General features: G+C 59.4%; 13 protein-coding genes. 7 read left to right on the top strand and 6 right to left on the bottom strand.

From position 1 onward, the window contains the following. Positions 1-12: 12 nt before the first annotated feature. Together LOC68_RS23295 and cyaB are read right to left on the bottom strand one after the other, a co-directional pair. A complete protein-coding gene (locus LOC68_RS23295) occupies positions 13-1,350 on the bottom strand; it encodes an MFS transporter (RefSeq protein ID WP_230223200.1) in 1,338 nt (445 codons plus the stop codon). 313 nt (positions 1,351-1,663) lie between these two features. Then, complete coding sequence (cyaB, locus tag LOC68_RS23290) at positions 1,664-2,212, bottom strand: class IV adenylate cyclase (RefSeq protein WP_230223198.1); 549 nt, start codon at positions 2,210-2,212, stop codon at positions 1,664-1,666. Positions 2,213-2,564: 352 nt separating this feature from the next. Between cyaB and LOC68_RS23285 the strand changes: the two genes are divergently transcribed. Then, positions 2,565-3,200 (top strand): TlpA family protein disulfide reductase, encoded by a 636-nt coding sequence (locus tag LOC68_RS23285; RefSeq protein WP_230223196.1) that lies wholly within the window; start codon positions 2,565-2,567, stop codon positions 3,198-3,200. A gap of 12 nt (positions 3,201-3,212) precedes the next feature. Here LOC68_RS23285 and LOC68_RS23280 read toward each other — a convergent pair whose 3' ends face one another. Further along, entirely contained in the window at positions 3,213-3,560 is a 348-nt protein-coding gene (locus LOC68_RS23280) for a P-II family nitrogen regulator (protein ID WP_230223194.1), read from the bottom strand. Between the two features lie 336 nt (positions 3,561-3,896). Between LOC68_RS23280 and LOC68_RS23275 the strand changes: the two genes are divergently transcribed. Continuing rightward, a complete protein-coding gene (locus LOC68_RS23275) occupies positions 3,897-4,490 on the top strand; it encodes a hypothetical protein (protein WP_230223192.1) in 594 nt (197 codons plus the stop codon). Between the two features lie 124 nt (positions 4,491-4,614). After that, positions 4,615-6,276 (top strand): alpha-keto acid decarboxylase family protein, encoded by a 1,662-nt coding sequence (locus LOC68_RS23270; protein ID WP_230223190.1) that lies wholly within the window; start codon positions 4,615-4,617, stop codon positions 6,274-6,276. A gap of 1,184 nt (positions 6,277-7,460) precedes the next feature. Here the strand turns inward: LOC68_RS23270 and LOC68_RS23265 are convergent. Next, a complete protein-coding gene (locus tag LOC68_RS23265; protein ID WP_230223188.1) occupies positions 7,461-7,823 on the bottom strand; it encodes a hypothetical protein in 363 nt (120 codons plus the stop codon). Between the two features lie 512 nt (positions 7,824-8,335). On the opposite strand from LOC68_RS23265, the gene LOC68_RS23260 reads away from it, so the two are divergent. The 3 genes from LOC68_RS23260 to LOC68_RS23250 all read left to right on the top strand — a co-directional run bounded on the left by LOC68_RS23260 (position 8,336) and on the right by LOC68_RS23250 (position 10,655). Beyond that, the gene (locus tag LOC68_RS23260; protein WP_230223186.1) at positions 8,336-8,758 is read left to right on the top strand and encodes a DUF3302 domain-containing protein; all 423 of its coding nucleotides are present in this window, start codon (positions 8,336-8,338) and stop codon (positions 8,756-8,758) included. Then, entirely contained in the window at positions 8,759-9,916 is a 1,158-nt protein-coding gene (locus tag LOC68_RS23255; RefSeq protein WP_230223184.1) for an HlyD family secretion protein, read from the top strand. Between the two features lie 229 nt (positions 9,917-10,145). Continuing rightward, positions 10,146-10,655, top strand: coding sequence for a hypothetical protein (locus tag LOC68_RS23250; protein ID WP_230223182.1), 510 nt, complete (start codon positions 10,146-10,148; stop codon positions 10,653-10,655). Between the two features lie 173 nt (positions 10,656-10,828). On the opposite strand, the gene LOC68_RS23245 is transcribed toward LOC68_RS23250, so the two are convergent. Continuing rightward, entirely contained in the window at positions 10,829-11,836 is a 1,008-nt protein-coding gene (locus tag LOC68_RS23245) for a Gfo/Idh/MocA family protein (RefSeq protein WP_230223180.1), read from the bottom strand. Between the two features lie 125 nt (positions 11,837-11,961). Next, positions 11,962-13,176 carry a VCBS repeat-containing protein gene (locus tag LOC68_RS23240; protein WP_230223178.1) on the bottom strand — a complete coding sequence of 405 codons (1,215 nt, stop codon included), beginning with the start codon at positions 13,174-13,176 and terminating at the stop codon, positions 11,962-11,964. Between the two features lie 220 nt (positions 13,177-13,396). On the opposite strand from LOC68_RS23240, the gene LOC68_RS23235 reads away from it, so the two are divergent. After that, positions 13,397-17,443 (top strand): PVC-type heme-binding CxxCH protein, encoded by a 4,047-nt coding sequence (locus LOC68_RS23235; RefSeq protein ID WP_230223176.1) that lies wholly within the window; start codon positions 13,397-13,399, stop codon positions 17,441-17,443. Positions 17,444-17,476: the final 33 nt, after the last annotated feature.

Genomic DNA, 17,476 nt, shown 5'->3' with positions numbered 1-17,476 from the left:
CCTTCGCTCGGCTTACGTGTGACGCGGCTCGGCGATCGTCCAGGTCATCAAGAGTCCGCCAAACAAGATGGCGGAGATGGTGAGAAAGACCGCTTCGTACGAGATCGCATCCAGCGCCCAGCCAACCGCCGGCGATGCGATCATCGGCGCCGCGACGCACAAGCTGAGCGCCGCCAGATAACGGGGATGCTCGCTGCGTGGGGAGATCTCCAGCACATAGTTGCTGAGCCCGCGGAACATCACCGGCGTCACGCCGACCAGCAGAAACAGCCAGTTGAACAGCATCGCGCCGCTTGGCCCGGTGTGGATCAGAACCACCGCGATCAGCGGCATCAAAAAGACGCCGCACATCATCAGCTTCAAGACCAGGCGGTTCCCTTTCCAGTCGGCGATTGGCCCGCCGAGCAAGCTGAACGCCGCCGTCCCGCCGTTCTGGATGATCACCCACAAGATCAGGTTTTCCAGCGGCGCTCCCAGTCGTTCCCGGGCTAAAGCCTGATAGTGCGGAAAGAGCATCAGCGAACATCCGAAGCAAAACGCGACCACCGCCAACCGACGGAAGTTGCGATCTTCGCTCAGCACGCTGAACGCGTCGTGAAACAGCTCGACCGCGGTTCCTTTAACATGCGGCGCCTTGTCGTGACGTTCCTTCAGCAACGCCGAGATGCCGGCGCTCAGCAGAAACGCTCCCCCGGCAAAACCAAAGATCCAGTGCACCTGGGCGTCGTCATTCGATAACCACTTCGGCAACAGCCACGCCGCTAACCCAATCGCGGCGATCGCGCCGACGAAGTTGGCGACCAGCATCAAGCGTCCCCGCTTCGTCACGCGGACCAGCTTCCCTTGCACCGTGCCGAAGCCGACCTGATTGAGCCCGGTCGCGGCGAAAAAGAAGAAGTAGCACACCAAAAATGCGACGGTGAGCCAGGCGCTTGGCCAGACGGCGCTATCGGGATACCAACCGTTGATCGCATCGCGCACCGGCGGCACGAAGCAAAGCGCCAGCGTCGAGAAGCAAATCCCCATCGCCAACGTCGTCCCGCACAGCGACCACTTCTTCTGCGGCATCGACTTCAGCGTACGTGCGTAGAACAGCGGCGGCAGCGATTGGCCGATGCGATTCAAGATCGGCAGCAGACCGCGGATCCAGCCCGGTCCGGCGATCAGATCGAGCACCGCCGGAATGATGATGCTTTCGGTTTTGAAGATCCAGCCGCAGCGGAGCACCACTTGCGAGAAGGCCAATAGGAAAAAGTTCCGCGTTTCCGACCCGTCATCCGGTTCGGCGGACAGTGCAGAAGGAGGAGTTTCGGCGGGGGAGTTTTGCTTGTCGGCGGCTAGAGAGGACATCGCCTTAGTATAAGAAATTCCGCTGTTGGCGGCTTCCGCTCTTCTGGCGACCTCGCCGGTTGGGACGAGAATTCATTGAAAACAAAAGAAGGAGCCCCAGGCCATCTGCGCGGTATTGACGACCCAGGGCTCCCCAAAGTTTCCCACAGGCGCTAAACGCCTGATTCGCTTTTGATAGAGCGGCGAAGCGGGCGTAATTCCCGTTTCGACAATGGATGAACCCCGCTCGCTGTTCGGGGTTTCGCCGAGGGTCAAAGATTTTTTTTCGCGGCCGATTTCAGGCGGACAAACCACCCATACAGAGGGGCGATCCCTACGCTTCCAGGATCAATTCCAGGTAGCTGCGGCGTTCGCTGCCGGAGAGGCCCAGTTTCTCGGCCAGTTGGTTGATCACCGTCCGAGCGGCGTCGACTCCCGCCTCGTCGGTCGAGATTTCGAGTTCGACAAATTCGCCCAGCCCCTTCACCTCGTCCAGCGCGACTTCGACCTGCTGGTCGGCGAAGTTGAGATTCGCTTTACGGCGGTTTTTGGTCACCTCGGCGACTTGCGAAAAGCCGAGCGACTCCAACATTTTGATAATGTTGGCCGCCCCTTCCGAGCCGGAAACGAGCGGCACTTCGATCTCGCGGCGCGTCTTGGTCGTCGCGTCGATCTTGGGGCCTTTGTAGGTGATGATATTCTTGCTGCCGACTTTGCGAATCCGGAGCGCCTCGTCGGTTTGCGCGAAGTCGCGCGACGGGTGCCCATAGTAAAAATCGGACTGTTTGACCGGGATATCGATTTCCGCGCCGAGACCTGCCAACGCCGCTTCGACGCGACGGAGATCATCGACCGGAAACTTCAATTCGACTTCGAACTTCATATTCGTGCGCAATTGGTCGGAGAACGAAATTGCCGACGTGATTCCTAGGATCGTCCTCCCAGGAAGATTCTTCCAAACTTAGCAAATTTTCCGCGAGTTGTCCGCCAACGCAAGAGCGAATTCCCCTGTCGATTCTAATTCCCCCTGCTCCGCCAACTGGTGAACCACGAGCCAGATTCACTTCCTTTTAACGCGAAACCGCCTCTGGCCGCCTCAATTCGCGGCTCATTCTCCCCAGATCCGCCTGACAATCACCAAGAAATTGCCGACTTCACCGGCCGCTTGGGCTAAAATAGCAGCCGACGTTTTTCACCCCTCGGCGAGCCAATTTCATTTCCAGCGACGCCCCAAGATGACGCAATCCGACGAACATCACCTCGGGCCTGAACGTTCAGGCGAAAAATGGATCAGCACGGCGGTTACCGCCATCTTATTCGCGGTGCTGATCGGGCTCTGCGTGATTCTGGTGATTCGTGCGATGCAGCCGCCGCCGCAGCAATCGCATCCCTGGGTCGGCCAGCAACTGTCCGCGGTCGAGTTCCTGCCGCTGCTCAACACCGAGCAAACGATCACCGCCGCCAGTCTGCAGGGCAAAGTGACGCTGATCAATTACTGGGGACCATGGTGTCCGCCGTGTCTGGCCGAACTGCCCGGTCTGGTTCGTCTCAGCCGCGACTTGAAAGAGGAAGCGGAGTTTCAGTTCATCCCGGTCTCTTGCTCGCGCGACTCGCTCGGAGGTCGCGAAAACATGACCGAACTGGCGGGCGACTCGGCCGACATCCTCCAAAGGATCAACGTCATCGGCTTGCCGGTTTACGCCGATGCGACCGGCGTCTCGCGTACCGAACTCAATTCGTTCGCTTCGTTCGCCGCTTATCCCACAACGATCCTGGTCGACCGCAACGGCGTCATCCAGCGCGTCTGGGTCGGCGCGTACGACATGGACGTCTTTCGCGACGCGGTCGAACTGGAATTGAGCAAGGGCTAACGCCAACTCGCGTTAAATGGCGTCGGGGCCTCGTTCGCCGGTGCGAATGCGGACGCATTCGTCCATCGGCAAAATGAAGATCTTGCCGTCGCCGATCTCTCCCTTTTCGCCGCTCCGCGCGCCTTTGACGATCGCATCGACAGTCGGTTCGACAAACTCTTCGTTCACCGCGATTTGCAGTTGCACCTTGCGGAGCAGATTGATGGTGAACTCGTGCCCGCGATAAACTTCGGTCTGTCCTTTTTGGCGTCCAAAGCCCTGGCAATCCATCACGGTGAGTCGAAAGACTTCGACTTCGGTGAGCGCTTCTTTGACCGCTTCCAAGCGGCTGGGCTGAATGATGGCGATGACCAGTTTCATATCGGTTCGTCTCTGCGGGGCTAACTACTAGTCGAAAAATGCCATCGTGGCATTTTACAACCTCGCCAGGCTCAGAGCGGAAGCTCTTCGCGGCTCGCAAAATATCGACTTACGTCGCTATTTTGGAATCGCATCCTTGCGATCCAGCAGCCTGTCAGAAAATCAACTGGCTGCTAACTGCGTAAGTATTGAATTTATCCCTTACCCACGGGGGGAACAAGGTCGTCAACACCTAACAATGCCGGCGCCGCGCTTGAATTTGCCCGCCGAATGATCGATATTGCAGCCTAGCGGGCCATTTTTCGCCCCACGAATCTTTGCACAGGATCTCCTCTCATGTCGCGCTTCGCCCTGGCCGCCTGTTTTCTCGCTTTTCTTGTTGGTTGCGACGCCGAACCGATCGGCAAACGTCAGTCAGGCCCGGTCGCTCCCGGCGGAGTCGCCCTTCCGAGCGTCGAAAGTCCGTCCGCTGCTGTCGGTCCTGGCGCCCAACCGTCCGGTCCGGCCATGACCGAAACTCCTCCCGCCGAAACCGCGCCTGCCGCTCAGCCGGAAGAACGGGGCGTCATCGGCAAAACGACCAACAAAGTGGTCGACGTTCACAAGGCGCTGCAGGATCCGGAAATCGTCATTCCTGAAGGTGCGTCCGCCGACGGGATTGATCCGTTCAGCGCGGCCGGCTCCGCTTACTTCTCCGCGATGGCCCGCGTCAGCACGCTCGGCATGCAACAAGCCGTCCAGATGAAGAAAGCGGTCGAAGGACGTTGGCCGACCTACGACGAATACATGCAGATCATGAAAGAAAACAACGTCGAGTTTGCGAAACTGCGCAGCTACGAAATGTATGGTTATGACGACAAGACCGGGAAGATCATGGTACTGATGGATAAACGCCTGTATCAGGAACACCTCGATCGCGTAGGAAAGTAACCGCCGGCCGAACAATTTGGCCTTTTCGGCGCGCCATGCCGCGAATTTCTCGATTGGCCGGGTTTGCGAATACAACGTACAATTCTCGCAGACCCAACGAGTCCATTCGCAGAGGAAGGCGAGCATGGCGCACAGCAGTAGCAGCGTGGCCGGTTTATCGATCGGCCAGTACCTCATCCGCCGGTTGCAGGACTACGGCCTGCAGGACATCTTCGGCATCCCGGGAGACTACATTCTCTCGTTCTATTCGATGCTGGAGAAAAGTCCGATCAACATGGTCGGCTGTACGCGTGAAGACTGCGCCGGTTTCGCCGCCGACGCCTATGCCCGCGTTCATGGCATGGGCGCCGTTTGCGTCACCTACTGCGTCGGCGGACTCAGCATCTGTAACTCCATCGCCGGCGCCTATGCCGAAAAGTCGCCGGTCGTCGTCCTTACCGGTTCTCCAGGCCTACGCGAGCGGATCAACAATCCGCTGCTGCACCACATGGTCCGCGAGTTCAGCACGCAAAAGGACGTCTTTGAAAAACTGTGCGTCGCCGGCGCCGAACTGGTCGACCCGGTTACCGCGTTTCGCGAGATCGATCGCGTCCTGGACGCCGCCGCTCGGTTCAAACGACCGGTCTATATCGAACTGCCGCGCGACATGGTCAACGTCGTGCCGCACATCAGCCATACGTTCCAGGAACCGACCACGACTAGCGATCCGCAAGCGCTTGAAGAAGCGTCGGCCGAAGCGGCTCGCTTGATCGCCGCGGCCGAGCGTCCGATGATCATCGCCGGCGTCGAACTGCATCGCTTCGCCCTCCAAGACGAACTGACCACTCTGGCCGAAGCGACCGGCATCCCGGTCGCGGCGACGATGCTCGGCAAAAGCGTCATCCGCGAAACGCATCCGCTCTACGTCGGTCTCTACGAAGGCGCCATGGGGCGCGAAGAGGTGACGAAGTTCGTCGAGGATAGCGATTTGATTCTGCTCCTCGGGACGTTCATGACCGACATCAACCTGGGGATCTTTACCGCCAATCTTGATCCGTCGAAGTGCGTCTACGCGACCAGCGAACAGCTCCGCGTGCGGCATCATCATTATCATGGCGTGACCCTGCCTGACTTCATGCGGGCCCTCGCCGCCCAAAAACCGCATCCGCCGAAACGGGCGATTCCGCCAGGTCTGGCGATGAAGCAGCAGCCGGTCGGCGAAGTGACCGACGAGCAGCTGACGATTCGCCGGATGGTGCCGATGATCAACGAACTGCTCGACGACGACGTGATTGTGGTCGCCGACATCGGCGACTCTCTCTTCTCGGCGACCGAACTGGTCACCCGCGGACGATCCGAATTCATCAGCCCCGCCTATTACACGTCGATGGGTTTCGCCGTCCCGGCGACGCTTGGCGTGCAAACGGCCAAACCGAAGGCCCGCGTCCTTTCGATCATCGGCGACGGGGCGTTCCAGATGACAGGGATGGAATTGTCGACGATCGTCCGTCACGGCTACGATCCGGTGATCATCGTGCTCGACAATCATGGCTACGGGACCGAACGTTGGCTCCATGCCGGGGATTGGGAATACAACGAAATCCATCCCTGGAAATACAGCAAACTCCCCGACGTCCTCGGCGGCGGCACCGGTTACGAAGTCCGCACCGAAAAAGAGTTCCACAAAGCGCTCCACAGCGCCTGGAACGATCGTGAAGGCATGAGCGTGATCCACGTTCACCTGTCGGACCAAGACGCCAGCGAAACGTTGAACCGACTCGCATCGCGCATGGGCCGCAACATCTAAACCGCTTTCGAATCGCCGCGCGCAATACGAGCCCGAGGCGAATGCGCGCCCAATAGTAGCCCGAAGCGCAAGCGAGGGAAATGCGGTCGGAAGAAGAATAGAACACGGAAGCCACGGCAAGGCGACGGAGAACACGGTAAGAAGGAATACGACAGGGAACCAAACACTAACCCGAGGCGCAAGCCGAGGGAATGCGTTTGCAAGCGAACGACGCACGTCGCAGCGCAACGATTCTGAATTGCCAAACAGCGCACTCTCTTCCATCCGCCCCAACGGGGCGAACCAATCTAGCCCAGGGTAAGTCGCCACCGGCGACGCAGCCCTGGGTCACGGTCGTCCATTGTTTCCGAAGCCCCAAGGGGCGTTCTAATCGGGCGCCGGTGTTCGGTCAAAACCAAACGACTGGACCGCGACGATGATTTTTTTTCATGGACTACGCGAATTGATCGTTTCCATTTAGATCGCCCCGTTGGAGCTTACATTTCTTAGGGTCGCGCTAACCCAGGGCTGCGTCGCCAGAGGCGACTTACCCTGGGCTAGGTTAGTTCGCCCCGTTGGGGCATTTTTTAGAGCGTCGATGGAAGGTTGCCGATCGACTGGACCGCCTCGCAATTTTTTTCTCCGTGACTGGACTGGACCGCAGCGCGATTTTTTTCGCCAACCAGTGGACTGGACCGCGACACGTTTTTTTCTCGGTCACTGGACTGGACCGCGACGCGATTTTTTCCAACCAACCAGTGGACTGGACCGCAACATTTTTTTTCGCGGCCCCGTTTTCCGCCTCTTTTTTCGCCGTGAGCGCGCACCGGTAGCGCAAACGCCAATTTGCGGCGAGATAGCGCGCGCCTTCTCTCTCGTTTCGCGGTCAATATTCCACGAACGGAAGGGGTGCGACGAGACCGACCATCCAACATGGCGGTTATGAAACGAGATCTGTGCAGTCTCTCAACCCCGTCTCCTGACAGGGGAAAGTCCGCAGGGGCATGGAATTTCGACGCGTCTCCACGCACCGGCACGTTCCCCAAAAGCGGGAACCTGCTCGTGGCGTCCAACCACCCCATGCCTGAACATATTTATACTAAAATCGAACCAGCGAGGCAATAGACAAATCGTTGAGATGAGCCTCGGCCCAGGGGGACTGGCAACCGGTGAAGTCGATGATGCGCTTTTAGAATTCTACTGGTCTACATGACGAAAAAGACGCTCCGATTCGTCACTGCGGCATCCGTGAGCAATGCCTCTAGTTGCTGACAAAACTCGTCCGACAAACGTCCGGAAGGACGCCCCGTGCGAATCGCGGCGATGGCAGTTTGCAGTGTCGGCGCCGGTAGGATTTCCTCTTCATAGTCGGAGATGTTCGTCCCGCACGCTTGGTTGATCCGCTGAAATAGGCCGGTCCCCCAAATCTCGTCAAAGAAGGGATCCTCCAAAATCGGCAGCCATTCGACGCGAAGTGGAGCCTCAATCGAAAACTGCAGCAACTGACGTTCGGCGTGATCATCCAGCGGACGTACGACGCCGCGACGAAAAAGAGCGGGGAGTTGCATGGCATGCGTTGTCGACAGGGGAACGAATGTGTGGTCAATCACAACCTACCTTGGACACATAAGACCGAAATTGGTTATCGCTCTTCCGCCCCAACCAAGTCACATCTCCCAGGCATGAAAGGCCGTTCCCACCTGGCCCTAGGCTGGACCAGGTTGGCCCGTCGTGCCTGAGAAGACAGGCCAGAAAGCGGGATGCGTGGCTCGCGATTTCGTTGCCAGCTTCCGGTCGCATTTCCCTCGCTTGCGTTGCGAGCTACTATTTTTGCCGTGTTCTTACCGTGGATTGTCCGTGGCTTCCGTGTTCTATTTCTTCTTCCCCACGCATTCCCTCGGCTCGCGCCTCGGGCTACTATTGCGCAGGGTCTTCCATCGATTTTCCATAATGCGACTCGCGTAATCTTCAGGAAAACTTAAAGGGGCCTGTTCCTCGCTTTTTTGTTGAGTCGCTGATTCTCGTGCCGCTAGACTTACGGTTAGTGGAGCGAGTTGGCGTCGAAACTGGGGGACGATCGATGGACGCGCTTAGCTGGTTTGCACTGGGGATTATCTTCTTCGTGCTGCTTGCGCTGGTATACGGATTCATCGCGCTGCACGATGTCCCCTACAACATCGCCAAGGCGCGGAATCATCCGCATCAGGATGCGATTCATGCCGGGGGCTGGATCAGTCTCTTTACCCTCCACGCCATCTGGCCATTCCTTTGGATCTGGGCCTACTCGTACGATCCGGAGACCGGGTATCTCGGCCGTAAAGCCGAGGAAGAGGATGTCGCCGCAAAAAGAGAACTTGCCGACGCTCTCAAGTCGGAAGCGGAGAGCCAACGAAAACATGCGGAAACGCTGGAGGCGCTCGAGCGGCGGATTGTGGAACTCGAACAGCGCTTGACCGACCAGGCGACTTCGCAGTCGGCCAAGTCGGAACGGGAGGAGGGGTAAATGGACCTGCTCATCTTGTTGACGTACGGCGCCTTCGCCATTGGAGCGTTCAAGCTCTTCCGAATTCCGGTCAATGGCTACACGATCGTCACCGCCGTCTTGGGCGGAGTCGGGCTGTTGGCGGCGATCGTCGCGACCATGAACTACAACCATCCCTACTCGCGCATCGGCCGCTTCTACTACCATACGACTCCAATCGTGCCAAACGTCAAAGGTACGGTGATCGAGGTCGCGGTTCATGACGCCCAAGAGGTGAAAGCGGGAGACGTTCTCTTCAAAATTGATCCCACTTCGTACCAGGCGATCGTCGATCAAAAACAGGCCCTCCTCGCGGCGGCCGAGCGGCGGTTTGAACAAGCGAAGGCTAACCTGACCGGCATCGAAGAAGCGGTCCATGCGGCCGAAGCGGATCGGGACGCCGCCAAGGACATCTACGATCGCGATACGAAACTGCGGCAGTCCAATACCGTCTCGGAGCAAGCGTATGAGCAGGCGCGTCAGGCCTATCTCGGCTCGGTCGCCCTGGTAAGTCGGGCGCAGGCGCAACTCGCCGACGCCAAGCTGGAAGTCGATGCGACCATCAACGGCTTCACGCCGGAAGTCGCCGAGGCGAAAGCGGCGCTCGCCGCGGCTCAGTTCGATCTCGACTCGACGATCGTTCGCGCGCCGACCGACGGCCGCGTGCTGCAAGTCTTCGTTCGCCCCGGCATGATGGCGACGCCGCTGCCGCTGCGACCGGTGCTGATCTTTCGCCATGCCGAGCCGCGGCTGTTCGTCGCGTCATTCCTGCAAAACAGTGCGCAGCGAATCAAAGTGGGAGACGAGGCCGAGGTCGCATTTCCAGCCGCTCCCGGCTACATCTTTCCAGGCAAAGTGGTCATGATCGGAACCGCGATCGCCCAAGGACAATTGCAACCGACCGGCACCGTCATGGATGCGGAGCAAATCGTCGGAGAGGGACGCCTGAACGTGACGATCGAGTTCGAGGAGAGCGAATTCGACGGGTTTGAAATCGCCGACGGCTTCACCGGCGAAACGGCGGTCTACAGCGACCACATGGAGGGAATGGCAGTCATGCGGCGCGTGCTCTTGCGGATGAAATCGTGGACGAACTTCGTCTTTTCCGACGGGCACGAAATGCCGCCGGGCGAGCACTGAGCAATTCGCAAAGTTGTCGGGTGGGTGGAGCAAGCGCGTCGCACGTCGTTTGGCTCGTACGCTGCGATTCGCTTGCGCAACCCACCTTGGCTTGCCAGCGGATTGTCGCCCTTGCGTTTCGCTGCCCCCAAGCTACTTTTCTTGCGGTCGCATTTCCGTCGGCGGCGCTTCGAGGTACGATTGCGAGCGCCGCTTGGGCAGTTCCCTTTTTTGCTAACCAGGACGCTGGATGTCTTCGCAACTGTTCGCCTTGTATGACTCGCCGCGCCCCCTTTGGCTGGCCAAAGGGGGCGGCGCGATCGTCAGGAAGTGCTTGGGGGGGACGCTGAAGGGAACGCTCGTATTCTTCGTCATCGCGGCGGTTCTGATCGCGACTGTTCCGGAGAACTTGAAATCGCCGGGGCATCAGGCTCAACTACTCCTCCTCTGGCTCTGCGCCGTTGGGATCGGCCTGGTCTTTACGCTCCGTTTTAAGAAGGCGATCGGGGGAGCCTCCGGCGTCGCCTTCGATACGTTCTCGGCCTATCAATACGAATCGTGCAGCTACGAAGAACTGGCGATGGTCACCATCCGCTACCATCGCGTTGGCGTAGCGCATTACACGTTTACGATCGCCAAGCCGACGCGCCAATTGCAAGAGCTTGATCTATTTGTCCGCGAGTCGCTGGAACAATCGCTAGAGACGAAAGCGACGCTGGAGAAGAAAGAGGTGATGGTGGCGCTGGAGGAAGTCGCCTAAGCGTGCTGACCCGCGCAAAGTAGGTGGCTTCGAAAGAAGAAAGGCGCCTATCGCTTTCGCGGAGGCGCCTTTTGGTTGGTTTGCTTGCGGCCCCTTTTCCCTCGCTTGCGCTTCGGGCTAGTGTTGGGCGGGCGAGCAGGTTCGTGGTCCGCAGAGCGGACCCAACATTTACGTTACTCGGACGGCTCTTTGGTGATCGTTTCCCACTTGCCGCTTTTGCCGCTGCGAAAGATCGCTTCGATGACGCGCATGTTGGCGACGGCGTCGGCCAGCGGAGTCGGGACCGGCGATTCGTCGAGGATCGCCTTCGACATCAGATCGCCCTGGATCGTGTATTGATCGGCAATCGGCAGTTTCAGCTCTTGGATTTCGTCGGCCGTTTCGTGGTAGAGGATGCACGGTTCGTCCGGCGGGGCGTTGAACGGAATCTTGATTTCAACGCGGCCGGTCGTGCCGAAGATATGTACCCGTTGGTACGGCGCCGACTTCGTGCTGCACGTGAACGTGCTGGTGATGCCGCCGAAGTCGATGATCGCCGAGGTGACGGTGTCGGTCTTGAACTGTTCGTCGATCGTGACGCTGGCCATCACGCGGCGCGGTTCCCCTTCAAAGATGAACCGCGACAGCGAGATCGGATAGCAGCCGATGTCCATCAAGGCGCCGCCGCCAAACTCCGGCTGATTGCGGATGTCGCCGGCGTCGTCGTTGTAGTACGAGAACCAGGTTTGAATCGAAACCGGTTGTCCGATGCCGCCGTCGCGGACGATGTCGCGCGCCTTCTGCCACTGCGGATGATGGCGGTACATGAACGCTTCCATCACGCGGAGCTGCGGATGTTTGCGCGCGGCGTCGAGCAGCTTCTGCCCTTCGTCGGCGGTCAGGCCGATCGGCTTTTCGCACAAGACGTGCTTGCCGGCTTCGATCGCCTTGATCGACCACGGCACGTGCATGTGATTCGGCAGCGGATTGTAGATCGCGTCGATTTCGGGATCTTCCAGCAGCGCTTCGTACGAACCGTACGCTTTGGCGATTCCCAATTCGCTAGCAGCCGCACGGGCCTTCGCCAGGTTGCGGGATGCGATCGCGGCTACTTCGCAGTAGGCGCCGTTTTGCATCCCGGGAATCACCTTCTTCGTGCCAATTTTCGCCGTACTAAGAACGCCCCAGCGAACTTTGCTCATCTCTTCCTCGAATCGACTCGTAACATTTTTTGATAGGAATACTATAAGTTTAACGCGCGAACCAAGCCCTTCTAGTCCGAGCGAAAGGGGGACTTTCGACAAATCGAAAACCAGCCCGAAAATTTCTACCGGTCGGTCTGAGTTTTGTTCCAGTAGATCCGCACATTGTGCGTCTGTCGCCCCACGGCAACCACGTCGTTGCGCCCGTCGCCGTCCATGTCGCCGACGGTCAGATCTTCGATCGCGACGCCGCCGGGATCGACGACAGTGCGCCGCCACTGGCCTTCGGCGGCATTGACCGGATCGTAGATGCGGAGACCGCGACGCGTGTTGTCGCCGACGTCGTCGCGCACGCCGATGACGAGCTCTTCGTCAGCGTCGTCGTCCATGTTCGCGCACCAGACGGCGTGTCCCCACTTCAGTTCGGCATCGAGCACATGCCGCTTCCAGAGAGAACGAAGCGGAGCGTCCTTCGGTTTGGTGTAGACGACGACTCGATCGCCATGCCAAGGTTCGATCGTCGCGACGTAGTCACTTCCATCGGCCAGCTTGCCGCGTTTCACTTCGCTGGCGCCGCGCGCCGGATAGGGACGCTCTTGTTCGCCGGCGCCGATCAACGTCGACTTCCACGCGTCTCCTTCGCGTTCGACCAGCGTCACTCCTTCAAAGCTGGCGACCAGCAGATCGTCGCGGCCATCGCCGTTCATGTCGGTCGGGTAAAAGTTGTGCGCGACATGCAGCTTGTCGGTGATCAACGTTTGCGGCCAAGGTTCCTTTTCCGGGTCGGCCGGAATCGAAAGCGCCATCAGGCGAATGCCATTCTCCGCGAACTCCGGCCCATCGGTGTTGCGACCTTTCAGCGGAGCGACGATCAGTTCAGGGCGTTCGTCACCAATCACGTCGGCGAAGTTGATCCGGTGGAGCGTCGGATCGGCCGGCAGCGAGAAAACCTTCCAGGGGCCCTGCTCCGCTCCTTCGCGGGTCGCCCATTGTAACGTCGCGCCGCCGCGGGTGTTGTTGAACTGCCAATCGGCGCCGATCGCGAAGTCGATCAGCCCGTCGCCGTCGATGTCGGTCGGCGCGAAGCAAACGTTGTCGGCCTTGGTTTGCTTTTCATCGGTGATGATGTGCTCTTTCCAGGTCGGGTTCTCGAGCCACAAGACGCGCTGCGAATCGACGATCGCGATGTCGAGCTTCTGGTCGCCGTTCATGTCGAGGACCCGTACGGCGTAACCGACGCCCAGTTTGGTCGGCAACTCTTGTTCTTCAAAGCGAAGATCGCCGGCAAAAGCGGAGAAAGTACAGCAGGCGACTAGCAGAAAGCAGGGGGTGCGGAGCATGAGGAGCCTCAAGCAGGAAGGGAATTGGCGTCGAATCATTTTGGCCGATTTGCGGTCGATGTGATAGGCTTTAACTACAAAACCGCCCCAGAACGGCCTGTAAAAAATCTCCGATCAATGTGAGATCTTTTATGGCCGCGGCGATCCATTCTGGCAGAATATAAAAAACCTGCCTTGCGAACCCCCATCGCCCCCTTCCACTTCTGCGAAAAGTCGCCCCATGATTCGACGCTCTCTACCTGCGCTGGCCTTGGCCTGTTCGCTACTCACTTACGCCGGTGCGGCGGAACCGGTCGGCGTGTTGCCAAAAGGAGAGGATGGGGGAACCCTCAACTTCGATTTTGAAACCGGCACGATGGCCGACTGGAAGGCGGACGGCGACGCGTTCGCCGGGGAGCCGATCGAAGGAGACACGGTCAGTAAACGTCGCGGCGACATGCGGAGCGGACACCAAGGAAAGTTCTGGGTCGGCGGATACGAACGTGGTCTCGACGAACCGATCGGCACGCTCACTTCGGTTCCGTTTAAAGTGACTCACCCATGGGCCGCCTTTTTGCACAACGGCGGACATCACGAGCAAACCCGCGTCGAACTGGTTCGCAAAGCCAACGGCGAGGTCTTCTTCAAAACGTCCGGCGACGACAACGAACAGATGCGCCGCGTCGCCGTTGATCTTCGCAAGCTGCAAGGGGAAGAGATCTTCATTCGCCTGGTCGATCAGCATCGGGGCGGCTGGGGACATTTGAACTTCGACGACTTCCGCTTCTTTAACGAGCAGCCGCCGATTCCGAAGAATCAACCGCCGCGGCTGGTCGCCGACATGTATCCCTATGGTGGTCTCTCAGCCGAAGAAGCGGCCGCGGCGATGCAAGTGCCGGATGGCTTCTCGGTAATCGTCAGCGCGGCGGAGCCCGATATCAAACAACCGATCGCGATGGCGCTCGATGAACGGGGTCGACTCTGGGTCGCCGAAGCGTACGTCTATCCGCGGCGCGCTCCAGAAGGGGAAGGCAAAGACCGGATCTTGATCTTCGCCGACAAGGACGGAGACGGGAAGTTCGACGAGCGGAAGGTCTTCTGCGAAGGGTTGAACCTGGTCAGCGGTTTGGAAGTCGGCTTTGGCGGCGTCTGGGTCGGCGCGGCGCCGTACCTGATGTTCATTCCCGATAAGAACGGCGACGACGTTCCCGACGCCGAGCCGCAGGTGCTGCTCGACGGCTGGGGCTATCAAGACACGCACGAAACGCTCAACGCATTTATCTGGGGTCCCGACGGTTGGCTCTACGGCTGCCATGGGGTCTTCACCCATTCCAACGTCGGCAAGCCGGGCACGCCGGACGAAGAGCGAACCCGGATCAACGCCGGGATCTGGCGATATCACCCGACCCGTCATCAGTTTGAAGTCTTCGCCCATGGGACCAGCAACCCCTGGGGAGTCGACTTCAACGACTATGGCCAGGCGTTTGAAACGGCCTGCGTGATTCCTCACCTTTACCAGATGATCCAAGGGGGCCGCTATCAACGTCAGGCCGGCGCCCACTTTAATCCGCACACCTACGACGACATTAAGACAATCGCCGACCATCGCCACTATCTCGGCAGCACGCCGCACGGCGGCAACGGCAAGTCGGACGAAGCCGGCGGCGGTCATGCCCATGCCGGCGCCATGATCTACCTCGGCGATCGCTGGCCGCAAGCCTATCGCGGGCAGATCTTCATGAACAACATTCATGGCCAGCGGCTGAACGTCGACATCTTGAAGCAAGTCGGCTCCGGCTATGTCGGCAGCCATGGTCCTGACTTCTTGCTGACCGGCGACAAAGCGTCGCAGATTTTGAACATCCGCACGCTGCCAGACGGCAACGCCACCATGATCGACTGGTATGACATGCAGGCCTGTCACACCGGCGATCCGGCGCGACATGACCGAAGCAACGGCCGCATCTACAAGATCGTCTACGGCGAGCAGGAAAACGTGCAGGTCGACCTGCGCAAGCAGAGCGATCTGGAACTGGCCGAACTGACGCTGCATAAGAACGACTGGTACGTCCGACATGCTCGCAAGGTGCTGCAGGAACGCGCCGCCGAGCGGAAGCTGGCCGGGGATGCGCTCGCTCGTTTACTAGAGCTCGCCAAGTCGAACGACGATGCGACGCGTCGCCTGCGGGCCTATTGGGCGCTGCATGTCACCGGCAACCTCGACCCAAGAGCCGTCGAGCAAATGCTGACCGACGCCGAGCCGTTCATCCGCGGCTGGGCGCTGCAACTGGCGCTGGAAGTGAATCACCAGCCCTACCGTGCTCTGCTGGACCAGATGGTCAAAATGGCGGCGGATGATCCTTCGCCGATCGTGCGGCTTTATCTCGCCTCGGCGGCGCAGCGGATGGATCTCGATTCGCGGTGGGATCTGCTGAACAATTTGCTCGCGCATGCCGAAGACGCCAAAGATCACAACTTGCCGCTGATGTACTGGTACGCGGCCGAACCGCTGGCCGACAAGTCGCCGGAGCGGGCTCTTGCGCTTGGTCTGGCCGCCAGCCAAACGATCCCGCAAGTCGGGCAGTTCATGCTGCGGCGGATCGGCAGCGGCGATGCGAAGAGCGCGCTGGCGACGCTGGTGAGCGGGCTAAAGCAAATTGACGACGTACCGACGCAGCTCCTCTTCCTCCGCTCGATTCGGAAGTCGCTAGCCGGTCAGCGCAAAGTGACGCCGCCGGAAGCTTGGAACCAGGTCACGTTTGATCTACGTAATAGCGGCAATCGAGAGGTGATGCTCGAAGCGACGGCGCTTGACGCGACGTTCGGTTCCGAAACCTCAAGATCGTATCTTCAAATTCTCATCCGAGATGGCAAACAAGAGACGAGCGTCCGCAAGTTCGCAATTGACTCGCTCTTGTCGATTGACGATGCGACGTTGCCCCCGACGCTGCAAAAGCTGCTGGCCGATCCAGAGCTGTGCGACGTCGCCTTGAAGGGACTGGCGCAGCACGAAAACGCCGCCACGCCGGACGCCATCTTGACTCACTACGGCCAGATGCAGCCGAACAACAAGCTGCTCGCGCTAGCGACTTTGAGCTCGCGACCGAGTTACGCTAAGCCTCTGTTGGCGGCGATCGAATCCGGGAGCATCTCCAGCAGCGAACTGACCGCCGATATGGTTCGCCAGCTCTCGAACCTGGGAGATAAAGAGATCGACGCCAAGCTGGCCGACGTTTGGGGAACAGTCCGCGAAACGCCGGAAGAAAAAGCGAAGTTGATCGAGCAGTACAAAGCGCTCGTCGCCAACAAGTCGCTGCCGGCCGCTGATCCCATGTTGGGCCGCGCGATCTTTGCGAAGACCTGTCAGCGCTGTCATACGCTGTATGGCGTCGGCGGCAATGTCGGCCCTGATCTGACCGGCTCGAACCGGGCGAATCTGGAATACTTGCTCACGAACATCGTCGATCCGAGCGCCGTGATGGCGAAAGAATACCAGCCGTCAATCGTGCTGCTCGATAGCGGCCGCGTCATCACCGGCGTGGTGAAGGCCGAAGACGCCAAGACGATCACGCTGCAGACGGCCGAAGAGACGCTCCTCATCTCCAAGGAGGAAATCGAAGAGCGGAAGTCGAGCGACAAGTCGATGATGCCGGACGATCAACTGCGTCCTTTCACTCAGCATGACGTCCGTTCGCTGGTCGCCTACCTGCAAGGGAAAGGACAAACGCCGCAGCTCGCCACGCCGGAAACGGCCGCCGAGCTGTTCAATGGCAAAGATCTGACCGGATGGAACGGCGATCCCAATCTCTGGTCGGTCGAAAGCGGCGAGATCATCGCCAAGACCGCGACCGGGATCAAAGCGAATAGTTTTCTGGTTAGCGACCTGGCGGCGAGCGACTTCCGGCTGAAGCTGGAGATTCTCCTCGTGAAGAACGAAGGGAATAGCGGCGTGCAGATCCGTAGCGAGGCGCTGCCAGGCGGATCGGTCAAAGGATACCAGGCCGACGTCGGCCCCGGTTGGTGGGGCAAACTGTACGAAGAGCATGGCCGCGGACTCTTGTGGGACAAGTCGGGCGAAGAGCACCTAAAGCCTGGCGAGTGGAACCAGTACGAGATCGTCGCCAAGGGAGACCACGTCGAGACCTTCCTCAACGGCAAACCATGCGTCGATCTAACCGACGCCAAGGGAGCGAAGCGGGGCGTCTTCGCTCTGCAATTGCACTCCGGCGGCCCGACCGAAGTCCGCTTCCGCAACCTGAAGCTGGAAATATTGGAATCATCCGAATAGTCGATACCGCAACGGTAAGCTATCCTTGCGGGT

Origin of the sequence: Blastopirellula sediminis (assembly GCF_020966755.1) — a bacterium.
Taxonomy (GTDB): domain Bacteria; phylum Planctomycetota; class Planctomycetia; order Pirellulales; family Pirellulaceae; genus Blastopirellula; species Blastopirellula sediminis.
The sequence above is the reverse complement of the archived record's forward strand: the minus strand, read 5'-3'. Positions and strand labels throughout refer to the sequence as shown.

Coding starts and splice junctions, on each gene's coding strand:
- LOC68_RS23255 (WP_230223184.1), top strand. CDS start 8,759: ATGGACCTGCTCATCTTGTTGACGTACGGCGCCTTCGCCATTGGAGCG.
- LOC68_RS23265 (WP_230223188.1), bottom strand. CDS start 7,823: ATGCAACTCCCCGCTCTTTTTCGTCGCGGCGTCGTACGTCCGCTGGAT.
- LOC68_RS23235 (WP_230223176.1), top strand. CDS start 13,397: ATGATTCGACGCTCTCTACCTGCGCTGGCCTTGGCCTGTTCGCTACTC.
- cyaB (WP_230223198.1), bottom strand. CDS start 2,212: ATGAAGTTCGAAGTCGAATTGAAGTTTCCGGTCGATGATCTCCGTCGC.
- LOC68_RS23285 (WP_230223196.1), top strand. CDS start 2,565: ATGACGCAATCCGACGAACATCACCTCGGGCCTGAACGTTCAGGCGAA.
- LOC68_RS23240 (WP_230223178.1), bottom strand. CDS start 13,176: ATGCTCCGCACCCCCTGCTTTCTGCTAGTCGCCTGCTGTACTTTCTCC.
- LOC68_RS23250 (WP_230223182.1), top strand. CDS start 10,146: ATGTCTTCGCAACTGTTCGCCTTGTATGACTCGCCGCGCCCCCTTTGG.
- LOC68_RS23275 (WP_230223192.1), top strand. CDS start 3,897: ATGTCGCGCTTCGCCCTGGCCGCCTGTTTTCTCGCTTTTCTTGTTGGT.
- LOC68_RS23245 (WP_230223180.1), bottom strand. CDS start 11,836: ATGAGCAAAGTTCGCTGGGGCGTTCTTAGTACGGCGAAAATTGGCACG.
- LOC68_RS23270 (WP_230223190.1), top strand. CDS start 4,615: ATGGCGCACAGCAGTAGCAGCGTGGCCGGTTTATCGATCGGCCAGTAC.
- LOC68_RS23260 (WP_230223186.1), top strand. CDS start 8,336: ATGGACGCGCTTAGCTGGTTTGCACTGGGGATTATCTTCTTCGTGCTG.
- LOC68_RS23280 (WP_230223194.1), bottom strand. CDS start 3,560: ATGAAACTGGTCATCGCCATCATTCAGCCCAGCCGCTTGGAAGCGGTC.
- LOC68_RS23295 (WP_230223200.1), bottom strand. CDS start 1,350: ATGTCCTCTCTAGCCGCCGACAAGCAAAACTCCCCCGCCGAAACTCCT.